This window comes from Geobacillus stearothermophilus ATCC 12980, assembly GCF_030369615.1.
Lineage (GTDB): Bacteria > Bacillota > Bacilli > Bacillales > Anoxybacillaceae > Geobacillus > Geobacillus stearothermophilus.
In genome coordinates this window covers 1,232,515-1,253,037 of sequence record NZ_CP128494.1, presented here as the reverse complement: position 1 = coordinate 1,253,037, position 20,523 = coordinate 1,232,515, and the positions used below count along the sequence as shown (strand labels likewise).

The 20,523-nt window shown below is 53.7% G+C and carries 18 protein-coding genes and 1 pseudogene; 7 read left to right on the top strand and 12 right to left on the bottom strand.

The genetic code is table 11. The features are described 5' to 3' along the window. Positions 1-142: 142 nt before the first annotated feature. Both QSJ10_RS06615 and QSJ10_RS06610 read right to left on the bottom strand, forming a co-directional pair. Positions 143-1,339 carry a toxic anion resistance protein gene (locus tag QSJ10_RS06615; protein ID WP_033016581.1) on the bottom strand — a complete coding sequence of 399 codons (1,197 nt, stop codon included), beginning with the start codon at positions 1,337-1,339 and terminating at the stop codon, positions 143-145. Further along, complete coding sequence (locus QSJ10_RS06610) at positions 1,336-1,983, bottom strand: 5-bromo-4-chloroindolyl phosphate hydrolysis family protein (RefSeq protein ID WP_053532517.1); 648 nt, start codon at positions 1,981-1,983, stop codon at positions 1,336-1,338. The genes QSJ10_RS06615 and QSJ10_RS06610 overlap by 4 nt, the downstream gene beginning before the upstream one ends. A gap of 157 nt (positions 1,984-2,140) precedes the next feature. On the opposite strand from QSJ10_RS06610, the gene QSJ10_RS06605 reads away from it, so the two are divergent. Next, on the top strand, positions 2,141-2,269 hold the full coding sequence (locus tag QSJ10_RS06605) for a hypothetical protein (protein WP_255350121.1): 129 nt from the start codon (positions 2,141-2,143) through the stop codon (positions 2,267-2,269). A gap of 20 nt (positions 2,270-2,289) precedes the next feature. Beyond that, positions 2,290-2,952 carry an SIMPL domain-containing protein gene (locus QSJ10_RS06600; RefSeq protein ID WP_053532519.1) on the top strand — a complete coding sequence of 221 codons (663 nt, stop codon included), beginning with the start codon at positions 2,290-2,292 and terminating at the stop codon, positions 2,950-2,952. Here the strand turns inward: QSJ10_RS06600 and QSJ10_RS06595 are convergent. From QSJ10_RS06595 to QSJ10_RS06580, 4 genes are all read right to left on the bottom strand, one after another. Continuing rightward, a complete protein-coding gene (locus QSJ10_RS06595; RefSeq protein ID WP_053532521.1) occupies positions 2,942-3,688 on the bottom strand; it encodes a TcaA second domain-containing protein in 747 nt (248 codons plus the stop codon). The genes QSJ10_RS06600 and QSJ10_RS06595 overlap by 11 nt on opposite strands. A gap of 137 nt (positions 3,689-3,825) precedes the next feature. Further along, complete coding sequence (locus QSJ10_RS06590; RefSeq protein ID WP_053532522.1) at positions 3,826-5,091, bottom strand: MDR family MFS transporter; 1,266 nt, start codon at positions 5,089-5,091, stop codon at positions 3,826-3,828. Between the two features lie 142 nt (positions 5,092-5,233). Then, positions 5,234-5,977 carry a CAP domain-containing protein gene (locus QSJ10_RS06585; RefSeq protein WP_049625268.1) on the bottom strand — a complete coding sequence of 248 codons (744 nt, stop codon included), beginning with the start codon at positions 5,975-5,977 and terminating at the stop codon, positions 5,234-5,236. Between the two features lie 463 nt (positions 5,978-6,440). Further along, entirely contained in the window at positions 6,441-6,656 is a 216-nt protein-coding gene (locus tag QSJ10_RS06580) for a glycosyl hydrolase-related protein (protein WP_061567579.1), read from the bottom strand. A 42-nt stretch (positions 6,657-6,698) separates the two neighbouring features. Between QSJ10_RS06580 and QSJ10_RS06575 the strand changes: the two genes are divergently transcribed. Next, positions 6,699-6,911, top strand: coding sequence for a hypothetical protein (locus QSJ10_RS06575; protein WP_230581377.1), 213 nt, complete (start codon positions 6,699-6,701; stop codon positions 6,909-6,911). A 79-nt stretch (positions 6,912-6,990) separates the two neighbouring features. Further along, the gene (locus tag QSJ10_RS06570) at positions 6,991-7,185 is read left to right on the top strand and encodes a hypothetical protein (RefSeq protein WP_230581376.1); all 195 of its coding nucleotides are present in this window, start codon (positions 6,991-6,993) and stop codon (positions 7,183-7,185) included. A 155-nt stretch (positions 7,186-7,340) separates the two neighbouring features. Here the strand turns inward: QSJ10_RS06570 and QSJ10_RS06565 are convergent, their stop codons facing one another. Then, the gene (locus tag QSJ10_RS06565; RefSeq protein ID WP_053532526.1) at positions 7,341-7,892 is read right to left on the bottom strand and encodes a DJ-1/PfpI family protein; all 552 of its coding nucleotides are present in this window, start codon (positions 7,890-7,892) and stop codon (positions 7,341-7,343) included. 230 nt (positions 7,893-8,122) lie between these two features. Between QSJ10_RS06565 and QSJ10_RS06560 the strand changes: the two are divergent. From QSJ10_RS06560 to QSJ10_RS06550, 3 genes and pseudogenes are all read left to right on the top strand, one after another. Beyond that, a pseudogene (locus tag QSJ10_RS06560) lies at positions 8,123-8,443 on the top strand (ISL3 family transposase); the annotation flags it as partial. A 308-nt stretch (positions 8,444-8,751) separates the two neighbouring features. Further along, the gene (locus QSJ10_RS06555) at positions 8,752-9,480 is read left to right on the top strand and encodes an NAD-dependent deacylase (RefSeq protein WP_033017469.1); all 729 of its coding nucleotides are present in this window, start codon (positions 8,752-8,754) and stop codon (positions 9,478-9,480) included. Further along, positions 9,477-10,349: a fructosamine kinase family protein gene (locus QSJ10_RS06550; RefSeq protein WP_033017468.1), complete on the top strand. Its 873-nt coding sequence runs from the start codon at positions 9,477-9,479 to the stop codon at positions 10,347-10,349. The genes QSJ10_RS06555 and QSJ10_RS06550 overlap by 4 nt, the downstream gene beginning before the upstream one ends. Positions 10,350-10,375: 26 nt before the next feature. Here QSJ10_RS06550 and QSJ10_RS06545 read toward each other — a convergent pair whose 3' ends face one another. The 5 genes from QSJ10_RS06545 to gltB all read right to left on the bottom strand — a co-directional run bounded on the left by QSJ10_RS06545 (position 10,376) and on the right by gltB (position 20,492). Further along, positions 10,376-12,469: a GDYXXLXY domain-containing protein gene (locus QSJ10_RS06545; protein ID WP_053532617.1), complete on the bottom strand. Its 2,094-nt coding sequence runs from the start codon at positions 12,467-12,469 to the stop codon at positions 10,376-10,378. Positions 12,470-12,621: 152 nt separating this feature from the next. After that, positions 12,622-13,452 carry a coiled-coil domain-containing protein gene (locus tag QSJ10_RS06540; RefSeq protein WP_053532619.1) on the bottom strand — a complete coding sequence of 277 codons (831 nt, stop codon included), beginning with the start codon at positions 13,450-13,452 and terminating at the stop codon, positions 12,622-12,624. A 176-nt stretch (positions 13,453-13,628) separates the two neighbouring features. Next, positions 13,629-14,225 carry a phosphatase PAP2 family protein gene (locus QSJ10_RS06535; RefSeq protein ID WP_033016614.1) on the bottom strand — a complete coding sequence of 199 codons (597 nt, stop codon included), beginning with the start codon at positions 14,223-14,225 and terminating at the stop codon, positions 13,629-13,631. Positions 14,226-14,304: 79 nt separating this feature from the next. Then, positions 14,305-15,789, bottom strand: coding sequence for a glutamate synthase subunit beta (locus tag QSJ10_RS06530; RefSeq protein ID WP_033016615.1), 1,485 nt, complete (start codon positions 15,787-15,789; stop codon positions 14,305-14,307). Positions 15,790-15,932: 143 nt separating this feature from the next. After that, positions 15,933-20,492 carry a glutamate synthase large subunit gene (gene gltB, locus QSJ10_RS06525; RefSeq protein WP_049626138.1) on the bottom strand — a complete coding sequence of 1,520 codons (4,560 nt, stop codon included), beginning with the start codon at positions 20,490-20,492 and terminating at the stop codon, positions 15,933-15,935. Positions 20,493-20,523 lie beyond the last annotated feature (31 nt).

Below are 20,523 nucleotides of genomic sequence, written 5' to 3'. Positions count from 1 at the left end.
AGCGCAAAACGCCATCGAACGGCGGCTCTTGGCTGCACAACCGCCTGCGGCCGAAACAAGCGGCCGCGCAAAACGACGAAAAGGGTGCCCATTTCGTGGCAGGCACCCTTTTCTATGCGCCGAGCCGCGGGCAAGCGATCCCCTAACGCTCCGGCCGCTTCAAAGACAGAAGCGTCTGTTTCAGTTCCGCTTCCATGGCCGCCAGTTCGCGTTCGGCCTGCTGCCGTTTCAAACGGCCTTCCGCTTGAATTTTCAACGTCTCCTCAAGCGTGGCGATCAAGTTTTCTTGCGTCCGCTTCAGCGTTTCGATGTCGACCAAGCCGCGCTCATTTTCCTTGGCAATTGCGATGCTGTTCGTTTTTAACAGCTCGGAGTTGCGCAACAGCAGCTCATTCGTCGTTTCAGCAACTTGTTTTTGCGCCTCCGCCGCTTTTTGTTGTCGAAACAGCGTCAACGCGATGACGACTTGGTTTTTCCAAAGCGGAATCGCGTTTAAAATCGATGACTGGATGCGCTCGACGAGCGTCTCGTTCATATGCTGAATCATGCGGATTTGCGGCGCGGTCTGGATCGTCACTTGCCGGCTGAGCTTTAAGTCGTGCACCCGCTTTTCCAGCCGGTCGGCAAACTGGCGCAAATCTTGCACCTCTTGCCAAGCCATTTGGTCGCCGGAGCGCTCGGCGGCCGCTTGCTTTTCCGGGATCGTTTTCGTCCGCAGCTCCTCCAGCTTGTATTCCGCGGCCGCAATATAAATATTGAGCGCCTCAAAATACTCTTTATTTTTCTCGTAAAGCGTCTCGAGCATCATGATGTCGCGAAACAACAAATGCCGGTGTTTTTCCAGCTGGTCGGCGATTTTGTCGATTTCAACGCCGATTTTTTGATATTTCGCCACCATCCCTTGCAGCGGCTTGGCCACTGTGCCAAACAAGCGGGACAAAAACCCTTTTTTCGCCGTCATTAAATCATCGGGATTGACTTCCTTAATTTTCGCCATCAGCTCGCTGATCACTTCACCGACCGGACCGGCGTCTTTCGTCTGCACATGATGCAAAATCGCATGGGAAAACTTGGACAGCTCAGCTTGCGCCGCCACCCCGTATTGCAAAATGGCCTGGTGGTTGGCCGGATCGATTTGTCGGGCCAGCGCCAATGCTTTTTCCCGATGCTCCGGTTTGAGCGCATCGAGTGCGTTAGCCGTCGTTTCCCCTTCTTCAAGCTGGGGGGCGGCCGGCGGGGAAAACGGCTGGGCCAGCAGATCGTCAAGTATGCTTGTCCGTTTCCGTTCATGAAGCTGTTCGAGTGACTCCATCTCATGATTCCGTTCGTCCACCGTCATTCTCCTTTCTTTGACAACGGCAAATGAAGCCGGGCCGATGATTGATGCAACGACTGCTCAAGCATTTTTGCTCCGGTGTGCAGCGACCAAACGTCGTTTGATAACACTTCGAGCAGCTGCCGCTCCGCCGCTTCGGTCAGCTCGCCAAGCAACCGCTCCGTTTGTTGCAGCGCCGCGGCCATTTCCGCATTTTGCACCGGTTGCTGCGACAAGTATACGTATTTTTCCACCATTTCCACCGCCGTCGGCCACTCATTTAAGAAAAACGGCTGGGCGAGGCGAAGCTGGTGCGGCTGCTGCTCGACCGCGCGAATGATCCGATCGACGATGGCACTCAATCGGGAAACGGTTTGCCACATCGCCACCGAACGAAGCCGATAGCGGGCCCGGCGCAGCCGCTTCCATAACGCGCGCGCCTCGCCAAGCTGGCTGCGAACGTATGCCTGCTCCTCGGTCGGTACGTCAGCTGCCAAACGGCGATGCCGCCTTTTCATCACAGCGGACACCCCCCACATCGCTCCCATTCCTGATAAAAGCGAGGGCAGGACGTGAAAATCGGCGGCAATAAATACCGTAACTGCAACGATGATCCCAATGTTCCATGAAACGAACCAACGCCATATCGTGCGAAGCAGTTGCTTCATTGTCCATCCCTTTCTTCATCTTTTCTTCCATTATAACATGTCCACGCCATGATACGTACAAGCGCCCAAAGAAGTTTCATCACCAACTAGACGGCGCGCATAGGACAATGGCCGCTTCGAATAAGCTATAGTGAAACCATCGAAAGGAGAAATGGGGATGAATTCGATCGACTGGCAATTTGCCTCCTTTGTCGTGATCTCGCTGTTGAAGGAATATTGGTGCTATGTCGGCCTGCCGCGTGTCTACTATTGGCAAGCGGCGGACGAGGATCAAAAAGCTGCCTAATGGTGGAAGGAGGGAATGAAATGCAGTCATGGCATCGTCCCGCTCCCCCTGCCGCTTCTCGCCCCACATTGACCATCACTGGCCAAGGAACCGTCATCGCCAAACCGGATACCGTCCTCATCGCAATCGGCGTTCATACAGAACATCACAACATCCAAGAAGCCCTGACTGACAATGCCAAACGCACCAATGCCGTCACCGAAGCATTAAAGGCGCTTGACATTCCAATAGAAGACATTGAAACGACATCGTTTTCCATCCGGCCAACATACGAACATCATAACGGAACAACCGCTTTATCTGGCTATGAAGTCGAACATTGGCTGGAAATCACCGTCCGCGATCCTAAAAAAGCCGGCGCCATTTACGAGGCGGCCGTTGCCCGTGGAGCAAACCTCGCCCGCGGCTTGGAATTCCGTCTAGCAAACGAACAAGCCTATTACCAGCAAGCGTTGGCATTGGCCGTGAAACACGCCAAAGAAAAAGCGCTGGCCATCGCCCGCGCTCTCAGCTTGCCTCTTTATGACACGCCGATTGAACTGAAAGAACAGTCATCGCCTCGGCCGGCGCCATACAATCCGGCTGTTCTCAGCATTTCCTCATCAGCGCCGCCTGTACAGACGCAAGATGTTGTCATTACCGCCGTCGTGGAAGCGGTATTTGCTTATTCGTTCATTTCGTGATATCGACCTCATGGACGCGGGCGCCGCCAAACAGCTCAACGCGGATGGTTTTCTTTTTCCCATTCGAATGGACAATGGTTACAGTGTACGCGCCCGGCAAATACGGGCCGATTTTTTTGACAAATGGGTCTTTCGTCGCCTCCTCTTCCGCTTTCACCCCATTGACGACAAGCGACGCCTCCGGATCATCGACGCGGACATGGAGAAAATAGAGGGCTGGCTCAAACACATACCGATCCTCAAACACATGAATCGTAAACACCGGCGGGCGGGACGTCAATCCTTTAATATACACGTGCCCCCCCTCACGCTGGCGGTCGAACTCCTGATCGAGCGCTTCGTACGCCTCAGAATGCTGTTCAAAATAGGCGAATAACGGCGCGAGCGTTTTCTCATTAATGGGCACCGTTTCATCGGTCGTTCTCAGCATCGTTTGCAAGGCAGCCGCATCGCGGTCTTCGATCGCTTCTTTCAACCGCGTGATGGCCAACTCTCGGCTCGCTGCCGTCTTTAATGTTCCGTACCCGCTCCAAACGAGCGTGCCCGCCCCCCATGCGACAGCGACCGCCAAAAGAAGCCAGCCGATGAAACGGTATTGTTTTTTTCTCTTTTCTCGGGACAATAGGCGCTTTTGCTGCCGTTTCTCATAACGCGCTAACGCCGCCGAGCCGTCTTGTCCGCCGCGGTTGTCCGCTTCCCCCCCGTTTATGTTCGTTTCCCACCGTTGCAGTTTCATGATGGCTTCCCCTCTCCTTCTCTCTGTCTAGTTCCACTTTATGTCAGAGACAGGGAATATATGTTACACGAACAACGACACGCTTTTTATTATACCGGGGAACACAAAAAAACGGGTAGCCATTTGCATAGCCCCCGTCATTGGGAAAGGGAAATGTCCGGCCGCTCTGTTTGCTGCCTGGCCTGGTGAAACATCCATGCATAGAGCGCCGCGCTGGCGAGCGCCAGCATTCCAAGGCCAACAAACGTCCATGTATAGCCGACCCACGTCGCGGCTGCAAGCGACATCGGCGCCACCATCCGCCCGATCGTAAAGCGGAGGCTAGCGGCGGCAAAATATTGGCCGCGCATGTCTTCAGGTGCCAGCCTGGATACAAATGACTGCTGCAGACCGGCCGTCATCAGCTCGGCCAAGGTGAACAGCACCATGACCGCCGCAAATCCGAAAAACGACGATGTTTGGCTAAACAGCCACATTGTGATGCCATATAAAAGAGCCGAGCCGATAAACGCCCACCGCTCCGAAAAACGCGCCATCTGCCGCGTCATCATGACCGTGCACAGCGCCACAAGCAGCCCGTTTTCCGCAATAAGCAGGCCAAAAGCATTGGCGCCGTCCACCGTCCAGCCAGCCCATAACGTTTCTTTATGAAGCGTCTCTTTCATATAGACCGGAAGCAACAAATCAAGCTGCATAAACGTCTGTGCGACAAGCACCCCGGCTATAATAAACAAGAAAAAGGTGCGGTCGCGGACAATGACGGCATACTGTCCTATTTGTTCCCGCCAAAACCGCAGCCACGGCACGGTTCGCCGCCCTCCCGCCGAATGCGGGGCTGTTTCGCGCAGCCGTCTGGCCAACACAGCCGCCATCGTTAAACAGGAGCACGCCGCCAAAAGCAGCAGCCAAAACAGGTGATCAGCATAAAACAGCCCGCCGACCGTCGGGCCAATCACGACCGAAATATTCACCGACGTATAAAACACCGCGAACACGTAGCTCCGGTCTTTTTCTGGCACGATGTCAGCAACCATCGCCTGGCTCGCCGGCCAATAAAAGGCGACGCAAATGCCGGCAAACGTAAAACAAAGAAAACCGACAAGTGGCGACGACCACCATGGGGAACTGGCCAAGGCAAAGACGAAAAACGCCGCCCCCTGCCCGTAAGCGGATAACACCATCATTCGCTTGCGCCCGAACACATCGGCGCAATAGCCACCCATCAAATTGGCGACCACGGAAAACAATTGCGACACAATCAATAACATACTGGCTGTTTCTTTGCCAAACGAGTCTGCAAAATAGATGGCCATAAACGGAAAAAACATCCAAAAAGTCGTATTCATCAGCGCCTCGCCATACAGGCGGGCTTTTAAGTTGTGATCCCAATCGCGTATTCGCATTGGTGTCTCCCCCGCGATCTTCTCATTTTTTACAGCCTGTTGACCATTATAGCATAGTTTCCCAAGTTGTTAGCGAAATATTTTTGTACAAAAAAACCCTGCCCATCTGCATGATGGGCAGGATCACCGTCAACCATCCGCCTTACTTGCGGATAAATTGTTGCGTCCAAATATAGCCGTTTTCTTCAAAACCAACGCCGATATGCGTAAAGTTTTTGTTCAAAATGTTCGCCCGGTGGCCTTCACTGTTCATCCACGCATTGACGACTTCTTGCGGGGTGCGTTGGCCTTTGGCGATGTTTTCCCCGGCGGCTGTGTACGAAATGCCGAATTTTTTCATCATCTCAAACGGGGAGCCGTACGTCGGGCTGTTGTGCGAGAAGTAGTTGTGGACCGCCATATCGCGCGATTTTTCGCGGGCGACTTTGCTGAGAGCTAAGTCGACTTGAAGCGGCGGCAAACCGTATTTTGCCCGTTCTTTGTTCGTCAGTTCTACGACTTGTTGCTCATAAGCGTTCAAGCCGGTTGTTTTTTGTGTCGTTGTTGTTGGCGCTGTTGCCGGTTTTTTCGCTGGCGCTTGCGTATTGGCTGCCGGTTTTGCAGCCGCCGGCTGTTTGACCGCTGCCGGAGCTTGCGGTTTCGCTGCGGCCGGCTGTTTCACTGCCGGTTGCTGCACGGCCGGTTTCGCCGGTTGGAACGACACAAACGGGAAGTATTGTTTCAACCATTTCTCGAAATCTTGAATGTTAGTGCTTGTATATTTTACTTGATACACGTTCGCTGTCGGACACGTCACCCCTGCCGCTTCCGTTTTCGTCGTTGCCGCAAACGAAGCGCCGACAAGTGCGACCGAAGCGGCGATCGTGGCTAACATTTTTTTCTTCATCGGAATTCCTCCTTCTTAACGTTTCTATTTTCAAAGTTTCAAAGACTTTCTCTATTCATCGTCACGCCATCCACTTAAGTTCTGTTTAGGAACAGTTCCAGCTGTTCTCTTGCCTGCACCCCCATTATAACACGGGTTTTTTGTAATATTTTTGGTTTAAATTTGGGAAAAAGGACTGTTGGAAAAAATGAGCAAAAAAAAGGCTTGTTTTCATTGCCAAATAAACGCCTAAGCCGCCGGCTGCAACGGCTGGCGATGTCATCCTTTCACACACTTCCATTCCTTTTTTTCTTCTATCAGCCGATCATTCTATATTTTTCTTGCAAAAAGGGAGTTGACAACCCCTCGAACACGCTGTTTCATTTAACAATTGTTACAGTATTGTTACAAAACAGACGGACAGCTTGTCCTATTGTTGCAAACAGAAAAGCCGGGGCGGCAAGCCCCAGCTTTGATGACCATCTTATTGTTTATCAACGACAAGCACGGTTTGCACTTCGTTCGGCTTCACCTCGACCGCAAACGTTCCGCATTCGTCCGCCACGAGCGAGTCAAGCAGCTCCTCATTGAGATTCGTGCGAAAGACGCCCAAGAGCGGCTTGTTCCATTGAAATACCGCCGTCGTCGCCTTTGGCGCCGGGTTGTAAAAGCGGAGAATGCTGTCAAGGTCCGCCGGCACCGGCAGCCGGTAGGCGATGTCAGCATAAGCAAAGCAGCTGTTTTGCCGGAGCGAATACGTCGCTTTGACTTCCTTATGAACTACAACCGCGGCGATTTGATGATGCTCGCCGCCGGCGTCGTCTGGGCGCTTTATTCGATCATCGGCAAAAAACTACCCGTCCCGCCGATTACAGCGACAACGTGCTCCGTTTTTTCAACTTGCTGCTGCTGTGGCCGTTCGCATTCTTTTATCCGTTTCCAGCTGATCACATAAGTGCAGCTGGGCTCGCCGGATTGGTCTATATTTGCTTGTTTCCGTCCATTCTTTCCTTCTTATTTTTTGGAACATCTCAGTGCAAAAAGTCGGTCCGAGCCATGCCGGTGTATATTTAAACTTAATTGCCGTATTTACCGCTGTGATCACGTTTTTGCTTGGCGGTGCTCTATCCGTCCTGCAGCTGGCCGGCGGCGCAATCGTCTTGTTCGGCGTCTATTTGGCGACAAAAGCGCCGAAAGTGAAGACGGAACAAGTGGATATCGCAGGATGACGGCCGGACCGTTTGGCGGACAGCATCATCAAAAATAAAACCCGCCATCAAAAGCGGGAACCTTTAGCCATGAAAAACAGCGCCGCCCGCCGCACCCAAAACCCTGTTGCATGCACAAGCGGTCTCCCCTCACCCAAAGGGAGACCGCTTTTTGGCTATTGGAGCAATCGAAGGAACTCACGCATAAATGCCGGCAAATCCGGCCACGCATGGGCGGAGACGAGGTTGCCGTCAACGTGGACTGTATGGTCAGACACATACGTCGCTCCTAGCGCCTCAACCCCCGGCTTGCAGGCAATATACGCTGTCAAACTCCGTCCTTTCAGCAAATCCGGCATTGTTTCAAAAATGAGCGAGGCGTGGCAAATGGCGGCAATCGGCTTATTCGCCTCAAAGAAATGGCGAACGATGCGCTGCACGTTCTCATCAAGGCGAATGTATTCCGGAGCGCGCCCGCCCGGAATGACCAATCCGTCGTATTGCGCCGGATCGACTTCGGCGAACGACGCATGGGCGTCGATCAAATAGCCTTGTTTTTCCACATACGTATCCCAGTCGGCAAAATCATGGACAACGGTGTGCAGTTTCTTTTTCTTCGGCGCGGCAATCGTTACGTCATGCCCTTCCTCCAACAAACGATAATACGGATAATACACCTCCAGCGCATCAACAGCGTCGCCGGTGATGATCAACACTTTTTTGCTCATGGATTTCCGCCTCCTTGTCCATTTTTTCTGGTTCATCACCAAATTTTGTGATTTAGTGACAAAAAAGAGAAAGTACTGACGAGATCTTGGCCATAATGTTAGCGGTGAAATCAACATTAAGGAGGTCTCGTAAGTGCTTTCGATACCACTAGGATTGCCAGAATTGAAAGTGATTAAGCAAGAACTTCATTCCTATGGTTATGCGATTCATATAGAGAAAACAGAGACCTTATTATCTGAAAGAGTTGTTTCGGGATTTTTACCGAACCAATGGATATAACGAAGCAAAGGAACGCTTGGAAGAATGGATTTAGTTAGCTAAACAGAGCCCTTTTGCTTCTTTTCAGGAAGCAGCCAACACGCTTGAAAGGTGGAAGGAGCCTATTCTTTCCTACTTTTTGTGCCCATATACGAATGCCCGAATCGAGGGGACGAATCACAAGATCAAAAACATCAAACGCCGGGCATATGGCTATCGAAATCTAGAACGGTTTCGTTTACGTGTATTTCTGGAGTGTACAGGGAACACTACAGGTAGTCAGGCTGCTTAGCGCTCACTTCTTCCGCTATCGGTATGATAGTTGGTAGAATGGAACCCGTCAAGGAAAGCACTTGACTGTTTCCATTCTACCAACTTCGTGGTCTGTATGCGGAAGGAGGATCCTGACTGATGAATCGATTTCATCCAGCTAACATGTTTCTGGGATTGAGTGAAAATCACAGAAAATGGTGAAGACCCTTTTTTTCATTTCTATCATACTAGAAACGAGTGAAAAGGAAAAGTAAAATGATTGGTGGAAAGAGATGAAGCATCAGAAATGAGAGTCGCTATGGTTGCGACAGTAAGGAGGGAAACGGAATGACCATCACCTCATGGCTGGCCGCCTCGCGCCGAACCGTCGTGCTGACCGGCGCCGGCATGTCAACGGAAAGCGGGCTGCCCGATTTCCGTTCGCCGCGCACCGGGCTGTGGGCGCGTTTCAATCCGAGCGAACTCGCGACCATCGATGCATTGCATCATCGCCGTGAATCGTTCGTCGAGTTTTACCAATATCGCATTCGCACATTGCAACAGTGCCAACCGCATGACGGACACCGCTTGTTGGCCGATTGGGAGCGGCGCGGGATCGTGCAGACGATTGTGACGCAAAATGTCGATGGCTTTCACCAAGAAGCGGGAAGCCGACGCGTCATCGAACTTCACGGCTCGCTCCGCACCGTCCATTGTCAGCGGTGCGGGCAAACAAAGCCAAGCTTTGTCTATTTGCACGGTGTGTTGACGTGCGAATGCGGCGGAGTTTTGCGCCCGTCGGTCGTGCTGTTTGGCGAGCCGCTGCCGGAGAAAGCCATCGATCAAGCGTGGGAAGCGGCCCGCCAAGCGGACTTGTTCGTTGTGCTCGGCTCCTCTCTGCAGGTATCCCCAGCCAACCAGCTGCCGCTTGTTGCCAAGCGGAGTGGGGCTAAACTCGTGATCATCAATTGGGAGCCGACTGACTTGGACGATCTCGCCGACGCTGTCATTCACGGCCGGAAAATCGGCCAAGTGCTGACCGAGCTCAATGAGCAATTGGCAGAGGTGGATCCATGACCAAAGAAATGATGTTGCAAATGGCGCTCGAATCGATCGGCGATCACTCCCGCATCCGCCATTGGCGCCGCGTCTCAGGCGGCGACATCAATGACGCCTATCGCGTCCAAAGCGGCAAGCAAACGTACTTTATCAAAATGCAACGTTTCCCGCCGAGTGGATTTTTCGCTGCCGAACAGATGGGCCTCGAGCTGATCAGGCAAGCACGCGCCATCAACGTTCCGCATACCTTCGGCTTCGGGGAAGCGAACGGCTGGGGCTGGCTCGTCTTGGAATGGGTCGAAGGAACGGAAACGGCGCAGACGGCCGAACAGCTCGGACACGGCCTTGCCCGCCTCCATCAATGCCGCGGCCCGGCGTTTGGCCTTGACCGCGATACGTACATCGGGACGCTGCCGCAGCGCAACGGCTGGTACGGCCGCTGGCCCGACTATTACCGCGCCGCCCGCCTTAGACCACAAATGACGCGGGCGGCGGAGAGAGGCCTCCTGCCCGCCAAGCGGCGCAAACGTCTCGAATGGCTGCTCGAGCGGCTTGACCAATGGCTTCCGGATGACTGTTTCCCGTCGCTGTTGCACGGCGATTTATGGAGCGGCAACTGGATTCCGGGGCCAGACGGAGTGCCGTATTTGATCGATCCGTCTGTTTTATATGGCCATCATGAGTTTGAGATCGCGTTTACCGAGCTGTTTGGCGGCTTTCCGCTCCGGTTTTATGAAAGCTATCGCGAGCTTATGCCGCTCTCGGCTGATTATCATGACCGAAAACCACTCTACCAGCTGTTTTACTTGCTCGTTCATCTCAATTTATTCGGCGAAACATACGGCAACGCGGTCGACCGCGTGTTAGAACGGTATGCGGGGGAGTAGTTTCTCCTGCTTTCCCCGCGCCATCTTTATTCAGCACGGATCGCTTCGAGCAACGCATCCCCGCTTTCGCTCACGCGCACATAGGCAAACCGAACATTCTCTTGCTGTGTCATCCCCGTTTTTTCCGGAATGAAATACGATTCAATGCCATACACGACTTGCGGGCCGTGGAACGTGCCGGTGATGATCACATCCCCAGGCTGCGGCGTGTATCCCGGCCTTTTGTTTCCATTCACCATATATACGCCAGCCAAACGATGCACCCCATCCGCTCCTTTTCGCAGCCCAACTTGCACCCGTCCGCTTCCATCAAGCGACGGAATGGTGGAAATATCGTACCGAAGCTGAATATAATCCCCTTGCAGCATGGAACGCGGATCCACCGGCTCAAGCTCCAGCTTTACGACATCACCATATCGCAGCAATCGCTCTTTTTGCCACACGGTATAACCTAAAAATGAAAATTGAGCGATCACGACTATGAGCGTCCACAATGAAACGCGCCGCCCCCAGCGCACTCCCTTGGCCCATGTGAAGCCATTCCGTTTCTCGAGCCACAATGTCCATGCAAGCAACGCCACGCCTGCCGCCAGCAAGCTGATCGATTTATGAAGCAAATTCCAGGCGAACTCGTAATATTTCAGCACGAGATAAAGCGCCGTGTACACCCAAGCGGTCTTCCGCTCCAGTTGCCGACCGCGGAAAAGAAAGAAGGCAAGCGCCAAGACCATGACGATATTCAACGCCGCGTACAGTCCATCAGCCGCAAATACATCGGCGCTCGTCGCGATCCCAAGCGCTCCGAACGCCAAGACAAGCGGAGTGAGAAACGGCGTTCCGCGAAAGCGGCCATACGCATACAACCCGCCGTTGACCAAAGCCAAGGTGAGCAACACCGTCCGGCCGTCATCCATCGCCGAACTTAAGGCGATCCCGAAATAGACCGTCAGCGCCGCCGTCGTCAACCGGCGCACTCCGCTGTCTGATGACCGGATGATGCCAATCGCAAGCCCAATGGCATAGAGGAACAGAGCCAGCCGCGAGACCTCCCCCGCCATCGCCACCCCGAGCCCATAACCAACAGCCAGCAGAGTATAACGAACGACCGCATTCCAATGCCGGCCCAATGAGGCGGGAACGACAAATCCAGAGATGGAAATGAAAAAGAGCACATAAGGCGACCATGACTCTGTCCAAAGAAAATACAAGCCAAGCAGGCTTTGGATGGCCAACGCGGAAGCCGCAAGTGTGACAATCGCCTGAAACGCCGCCAAAAACCATTTCCCGGCTTTCGTCTTTGCTGAAAACAGCCCCGTGCGCCGTAATAGCACAACGCCCCCGTACAACACGGCAGCAGCCGCCACGAGCCCAATGAGAAGCAACCATGTTCCATAATGATCAGCGAGCAAGCGAATGTATTGAATGAACAAAAACAGTCCAGCAAACAAACTCGTCAACAACACATACAACCGCTGCTTGGCGATGACAAGAAAATAATAAAGCAACACAGCGAGCAACACGGCATACACGTATGGCCACCATGCGTCGCGCCCATAGGAAAACCCGGTTATGTCCATCACAAGCAGCCAACCTTGCATGGCTAGGTAAGCGAAACAACGGATGAGCGGTGTCCGAGCAAACACAACGAGCGCACCGTTTACGATCACGAATAACGACAGCACTCCAAACGAAGACCATTCCGTCCACTCAATCCGATAAGCGGACGGAAAATAATAAAACCAGCACGCAAGCTGTAGCAGCCCAATCGCGATCACGGAAAGCACCCGTTCTTTTGTCAACAGCGCCAACAAAGCGGTTGGCGCAAGCCAGACAAGAAACAGCCAATAACTGTCCGCATGCGAGTTGTACATTTGACCGAGCAGCGCCAACGCAATGCCAAATGACAACACTCCGCTGATCAACATCCAACGCCCTAAGAAACGACGGCGGCCCCAAAGCGCCGCGCTTGCGATGTAAAATGCCGCCATCATGCCGATGCTGATCCCGACTTTCACCTCTCGCCCCATCTCCGGCCAATTGGCGGCAAAAAAATACACCATCCCGGCAATCATGCACAAAAACGCCAACGCATACCCCGTTTTCACGACGCGGACCGCCATATCGCTTTCTCCCCTTGTGGCTCGAATCTTTCTCTCTATAAAATATGCTGAAAAAGCTGTCTAGAAGACCAGTGAAAACACGCCTCATTCCATCGTATTTTCCTAGTTGCCGCTCACCCTTTAGACTGTTTTCTTTATTGCAGTACAGGACACTATGGTTGGAGATCATTTTTTAAGTGGAAAATGTCCATATCATGCTCTGCCACTTTTTTGATCAAATAGTTGATCGATGACTGTTGCGAAGAGAACTGCCGCGAAGCCATGTCAAGAGCGGCCTGATGCTTATGGAGCATGTTCTCGATATAGCGAAAGTGGCTCCGCATTTCTAGTGTGAGGTTGTCAACTTTTTCTTCGACCCGTTCAACTTTCCCTTCAAGCCGTTGCTGTCCTTCTTTCAATGTTTGCACATCGCCTTTGACCGCATCCATGTCGGCTTTCAGTGTTTGCACATCGCCTTTGACCGCGTTCATATCCACCTTTAATGTGCGCACATCTTCCTCAACCCGGTGAAGCCGTTGGTCCAAGCGGGCTTGTCCCTCCTGTAACAACTGCACTTCATCTACCAAACGCGCCTGGCCTTCCTTGAGCACTTGCACCTCGCCTTCGAGGCGCGCTTGCCCTTCCTTGAGTGCTTGCACTTCGCCTTCGAGGCGCACCTGCCCTTCTTTGAGTGCCTGCACCTCGCCTTCAAGGCGCGCCTGCCCTTCTTTGAGTGCTTGCACTTCGCCTTCGAGGTGCACCTGCCCTTCTTTGAGTGCCTGCACCTCGCCTTCGAGGCGCGCCTGCCCTTCTTTGAGTGCTTGCACTTCGCCTTCGAGGCGCACCTGCCCTTCTTTGAGTGCCTGCACTTCGCCTTCCAAGCGCGCCTGCCCTTCTTGAAGCGCTCGGACATTTCCTTCAATCCGATCGAGCCGCACGTGGATGGGATTGAGCTTTTGGTCAAGCAGTTCGGCCATCATTTGCACGAGTTCGGCTTGGCTCATCGTTTCACCTCCTTTTCCCCATTGTATCATTGTCTCGGTCAACGCGATAGTATAGAAAAAGAGATTTTCTCCCTAATTTCGACAACGGCAAAGCTCAACACAAAGCCGCAAAATTTGCTTTTCACCGCGCGAAATCAAAACAAAAATCGTTTTTTGTCCATGTTCTAAAATCCGCTTCAGCGAGTGAACCTACGGTAAAGAGCCAGGCAGGCTGATACATAGGCAACCCCGAGCAAAAACCCACCAAGCACATCAGATGGATAATGCACTTGCAGACTTAACCTGCTTAAGCCAGTCAACAGGGCAAGCGCTCCAAAAACGCCGTAAATCGCGGTCCGCTCGCCTCGCTTCGTGCGCGTTTGCGCCAAAAAGTACGCCAAAATCAACAAGTAAATCGTCCCGATCATCGCGTGGCCGCTTGGAAAACTAAATCCACCGATTTCAGCATGAGGAGGTCGAGGCCGTCCAATGATATGTTTTAGCCACTCATTGATGCCATATCCCCCGCCAACAGCGGCCACAACCAACACCATTCCGTAGACGTCGCGGCGAAAAAACCATAAACCAATGACAAGCATAATGCTGATGGTGCCAATCGTCTTTCCATTGCCAAGAAACGTAAACGGGTCAAGCCAATTCCAATAATCAAACAGACGCAGCCCCTCTTCATCCATTCTCTCCGTCCATCCAGCGGCCACGCCTGTCCAAACAAGCAAAAAAAGGCTCAGACTCATAGCCGCAGTGATCCATAATCGTCGATTCATGCTGAGCATCACTCTCCTCCTTATACCTTCTTTTCCAGCAAAACAAAAAATCCTCCTTAAAAAGCGGTGCTTTTTAAGGAGGGATCCATCACCACGGCAACTTCGTCTCTCCCATCAGGAACCGATCGACTTCACGAGCCGCCCCTCGGCCTTCATGGATGGCCCAGACAATTAAGCTTTGGCCGCGGCGGGCGTCGCCGGCGGCAAACACGCCCTCGATGTTTGTTGTATATTTGCCGTATGGGGCTTTCACTTTGTTGTTGATCGTTTCAACACCAAACTGCTTCAACAACGGCTGCTCTGGCCCTTCAAACCCGATGGCGATAAAAACCAAATCACACGGCCATACTTGTTCCGTCCCCGGAATTTCTTTAAAGATCGCTTTGCCGTTTTCATCAATGATTTTTTCCGTTTGAATCGTATGCAGCTCTTTCACGCGGCCGTGCTCGTCGCCTACGATTTTTTTCGTTTGAATGCAATATTGACGCGGGTCTGCCCCAAATTTCGCCTTCGCTTCCTCATACGCATAATCAAGCGTGAAAACGAGCGGATATTGCGGCCAAGGGTTATTGTCTGGGCGCTTGTCCGGCAAAGCCGGGTGTTTGCCGAACTGGACGACGCTTTTGCAGCCTTGGCGCAGCGCGGTCGCCACGCAGTCGGCGCCCGTATCGCCGCCGCCGATCACAATGACATGTTTGTCTTTGGCGTCAATAAACTGGCCATCGGCAAAGTTGGAATCCAATAAACTTTTCGTCACGCCGGTCAAATAATCCATCGCAAAATGGACGCCCTCCAGCTCCCGGCCTTCAATGGCCAAATCGCGCTGCTTTTGCGCACCGATGCACAAGACGACGGCGTCGTACTGAGCACGCAGTTCGTCAGCCGTAATATCTTTGCCGACTTCGGTGTTCGTAATAAACGTGATACCTTCCTCTTCGAGCAGACGCACCCGCCGCTCGACCACTTCTTTTTCCAACTTCATATTCGGAATGCCGTACATCAATAAGCCGCCGATGCGGTCAGCCCGCTCATACACCGTCACCGAATGGCCAGCTTGGTTAAGTTGGTCGGCACAGGCGAGCCCAGCCGGGCCAGAGCCGACGATGGCCACTTTTTTCCCTGTTCTTGTTTTCGGAATGCGCGGTTTCACCCATCCCTCGGCAAACCCTTTATCAATAATAGCCCGTTCAATCCCTTTAATGGCAACCGCCGGGTCGGAAATCGCCACCGTGCATGACCCCTCGCACGGCGCTGGACAGACGCGGCCGGTGAATTCCGGGAAGTTGTTCGTTTTCAACAAACGATCAAGCGCTTCTTTCCAGCGGCCTCGGTACACCAAATCGTTCCATTCCGGGATCAAGTTGTGCACCGGACACCCCGAAGTCAGGCCGTTTAGCTCCAATCCCATATGACAAAACGGCGTGCCACAGTCCATACAGCGGGCACCTTGGCGGGCCAGCACGTCTTCGGAAAACGGCTGCGTGTATTCTTTCCAATCATCAAGACGGGAAAGCGGATCGCGCTTTTTCTCTTCCTCGCGTGCATATTCCATAAATCCTGTTGCTTTTCCCACGATGGTTCCCCTCCTTCTTTCCGTACGTATCCTCTCTTCTCTCATGCGGCCTTCCCGCCTGTTGGCCGATCAAAAAGCGGGCCCCGCGAAGCCGCGGAGCCGAAGCGGCGTCGTCACTTCGCGGCCAATCGCAAGCCACAGCGTTACTTCGCCACCGCTTGCAGCTGATGGACGCCGCCGACAGCCGCTTTTTTCTGTTTTGCCACCGTTTCAAACGCCGCCATGACAGCTTCTTCGTGCGAAAGCCCGGACTGTTCGAGCGTTTCGATCGTCTCAATCATCAGTTTGTAATTGCGTGGAATAACTTTGACGAAGCGGCGGACGTAATCGTCCCACTCGTCGAGCACCAATGCAGCCCGCGGGCTTCCTGTATAGCGGTAATGGTTTTCGATCATCCGGCGCACGTCGCGAATTTCTTCCTCGTCTTCGAGCCGCTCAAATGAGACGAGCTCAAGGTTGGCTGTTTGCTGCCAGCTGTCTTCATCGGCAAGAACGTAAGCGATCCCACCGGACATGCCGGCGGCGAAGTTTTTGCCAACCGAACCGAGGATGACAACGCGGCCGCCGGTCATATATTCACAGCCGTGGTCGCCGACGCCTTCGACAACAGCATGGACGCCGCTGTTGCGGACGCAGAACCGCTCCCCAGCGCGGCCGCGAATGTACGCTTCGCCGCTTGTAGCCCCGTAAAACGCCACGTTGCCAATGATGACGTTGTCAGCCGCGGCAAACGGCGCCTCATGCGGCGGACGGACGATCACTTTGCCGCCGGAAAGCCCTTTGCCGACGTAATCATTCGCGTCGCCGACGAGCTCAAGCGTCATCCCTTTCGGCACAAACGCTGCAAAGCTTTGCCCAGCCGATCCGGTGAAATGGAGGCGGATCGTATCATCCGGCAGCCCTTCCTCGCCGTAGCGCTTCGAGATTTCGCTTCCTGTCATCGCCCCGACCGTGCGGTGGACGTTGCGGATGGCGAGGTGAAGTTCGACCGGCTCCTGCCGCTCAAGCGCTGGCTGCACCGCCGGTAAAATTTCCGTATAGTCGAGCGTCTCTTCCATTCGATGGTTTTGCCCTTTGCTGCCTGTGCGCGGGCCATCGACTTGATACAAGAGACGGGACAAGTCAAGATGTTTCGCTTTCCAATGCGCTTTCGCCCGTTCGCTCACTTTTAAGACGTCAACGCGGCCGACCATTTCGTCGATCGTGCGGAATCCGAGTTCCGCCATCATTTCCCGCACTTCCTGAGCGACGAAATACATGAAATTGACGACATGATCCGGCTCGCCGGTAAATTTCTTGCGCAGTTCCGGATTTTGCGTCGCCACGCCGACCGGACACGTATCCAAATGGCAGACGCGCATCATGACACAGCCTAAAACGACGAGCGGTGCCGTCGCAAATCCGAATTCTTCGGCCCCAAACAGCGCCGCCATCACAACGTCACGGCCGGTCATCAATTTGCCGTCGGTTTCTAGAACGACGCGGTCGCGCAACCCATTGAGCATGAGCGTCTGATGCGTTTCCACCAAACCAAGCTCCCACGGCAAGCCGGCATGCTTGATGCTCGTTTTCGGCGACGCACCCGTGCCGCCGTCATAGCCGCTGATGACAATGACATCGGCGTTCCCTTTCGCCACGCCAGCGGCGATTGTGCCGACGCCGGCTTTGGCGACGAGCTTGACGCTGATGCGCGCGTCTTTGTTGGCGTTTTTCAAATCGTAAATGAGCTGGGCCAAGTCTTCGATCGAGTAAATGTCATGGTGCGGCGGCGGGGAAATGAGCTCGACTCCCGGCGTTGAGCCGCGCACTTTGCCGACCCACGGATACACTTTATTGGCCGGAAGCTGCCCGCCTTCACCTGGTTTTGCCCCTTGCGCCATTTTGATTTGCAATTCATCGGCATTGACCAAATAATGGCTTTTTACGCCAAAACGCCCGGACGCCACTTGTTTGATCGCGCTGCGGCGCCAGTCGCCGTTGTCGTCTTTCACATAGCGGGCCGGGTCTTCGCCGCCCTCGCCGCTGTTGCTTTTTCCGCCGATCCGGTTCATGGCGATCGCCAGAGCCTCATGGGCTTCCTGGCTGATCGAACCGAACGACATGGCCCCTGTTTTAAAGCGGCGGACGATCGATTCAACCGGCTCGACTTCGTCAATCGGCACCGGAGGGCGCTTCGAATCGAAGTCGAACAAGTTGCGCAAAAACGTCAACTGTTCTTCATTGGCCAGTTTCGAATATTGTTTATAGAGGTTGTAATCGTTTTTCCGGCACGCCCATTGCAACAAATGGATCGTCTTCGGATTGAACACGTGATGTTCGCCGTTGCGCCGCCATTGCAGCTCGCTGCCTGCATCGAGCACATCGTCTTCATGCCGCGCTCCGAAAGCGGCTTCGTGGCGCATTTTCGCTTCTTTCGCAATTTCCGCAAGCCCGATGCCGCCGATTTGCGATGCCGTGCCGGTGAAGTATTCCTCAATGACATCGTCGCCGATGCCGACCGCTTCAAAAATTTGCGCGCCGCGGTAGCTTTGCACCGTCGAAATGCCCATTTTCGACATCACTTTGACAACGCCGTCAACGGCTGCCTTCATATACGTTTTCACCGCTTCGCGGTACGACAAGGCGATCGTGCCGTTTTCTGACGCTTGGCGGATCGTCTCCAGCGCCAAGTACGGGTTGATGGCGTCCGCCCCGTAGCCGATGAGCGCCGCAAAATGATGCACTTCACGCGCTTCGCCGCTTTCGACAAGCAGGCTGACGTTCGTGCGCGTCCCTTTGCGGACAAGATGCTGGTGAAGCCCGCTTGTCGCCAACAAAACCGGAATGGCGACATGTGTTTCATCAACGCCGCGGTCGGACAGCACAAGAAGCACCGCCCCGTTTTCGATCGCTTCATCCGCTTTGGCAAACAGCTCATCAAGCGCCTGTTTCAAATCATCAGTAAACAGCGTCGGCAGCACCGCGCACGCAAATTCCGGGTACGGATTGGCTTTTAACGCTGCGAGCTCTTCGTTCGTCAATAGCGGAGTTTCCAAGCGGATGCGCCGCGCCGCTTTGGCGTCCGGATGCAAAATGTTCCCTTCTTTGCCAAGCAGCGTCATCGTCGAGGTGACGACATATTCGCGGATCGCATCAATCGGCGGATTTGTCACTTGGGCAAACAGCTGCTTGAAGTAGTTGAACAAACTTTGCGGCCGCTCCGACAGCACGGCAAGCGGCGCGTCCATGCCCATAGCGCCGGTCGGATCTTTTCCTTCCGCCGCCATCGGCAAAATCGTTTTTTCCACATCTTCAAACGTGTAGCCGAACGCTTTTTGCAGTTTGACGAGTTGCTTCGGCGCTTCGACGTCCTCCGGAATTTCCAGATCGCCAAGCGTGATCATTTGCTCGTTGATCCATTGGCGATATGGCTTTTCATGAGCCATTTCTTCCTTGATTTCCTGGTCAGAGATGATGCGCCCTTGCTCGAGGTCAACCAACAGCATTTTCCCCGGGCTCAGCCGCTCTTTATATAAAATGTTGTTCGGGTCAACATCGATGACGCCGACTTCGGATGAGAAAATAATGTAGTCGTCTTTGGTGACATAATAGCGGGCCGGACGCAAACCGTTCCGGTCCAAAATGGCGCCGATTTGCTTGCCGTCGGTGAACGAAATCGCCGTCGGTCCGTCCCACGGCTCCATGAGACAGCTGTGGTACTCGTAAAACGCCTTTTTCGCCCCGTCCATCTGCTCATCCCAAAACCACGGTTCCGGAATGAGCATCATCGCGACATGGGCCGGCTTCCGGCCAGCGAGAACGAAAAATTCAAACGCATTGTCCAAAATCGACGAGTCGCTGCCGTTCGTATCCAAAATCGGCACGACTTTTTCCAAATCCGCGCCGAACGCTTCGGACACAAATTGTTTCTCGCGCGCCGCCATCCAGTTGACGTTGCCGCGCAGCGTGTTGATCTCGCCGTTATGGATCAAGTAGCGGTTCGGATGGGCCCGCTCCCAGCTCGGAAACGTGTTCGTGCTGAAGCGCGAGTGCACGAGAGCAAACGCCGAACGGAACCGTTCATCTTGCAAATCCAAATAAAACGCATCGATTTGTTCCGGCGTCAAAAGCCCTTTATACACGATCGTTCGGCTCGAGAAGCTCGCTACATAGCACTCGTTGTGTTCCACACATTTTTCGAATTGTTTGCGGATCACATACAGCTTCCGTTCAAACGCCAACTCATCAGTCACGTCATCACTTGCCGCGACAAACACTTGACGGATGAACGGCTTGCTTTGCCGCGCCAGTTTGCCAAGCTTTTCACGATCAACTGGAACTGTCCGCCATCCGAGCAGCCGTTGCCCTTCTTGAGCGACGATCTCATTGAACATCGATTCATAGTACGCCCGTTTCGCTTCCTCTTCCGGCAAAAAGAACATCCCGACCCCGTAGCGCCCTTTTTCCGGCAAGTTCATCCCGCCGCACACCGCTTGAAAATACTCATGCGGAATTTGCGTCATAATGCCCGCGCCATCGCCTGTTTCCGGATCGCTCCCTTGTCCGCCGCGGTGTTCAAGCTGGCGAAGCATATGGAGCGCTTTTTCGATAATGTCATGTGACGGTTTTCCTTTCAAATGCGCATAAAACCCGATCCCGCATGCATCATGCTCAAATTCCGGGCGATATAACCCTTGCGCTTCCGGTAATCCGTAGTGTTTCATGCTGCCTTCCCCTCCCGTTCCGAATTGTCTG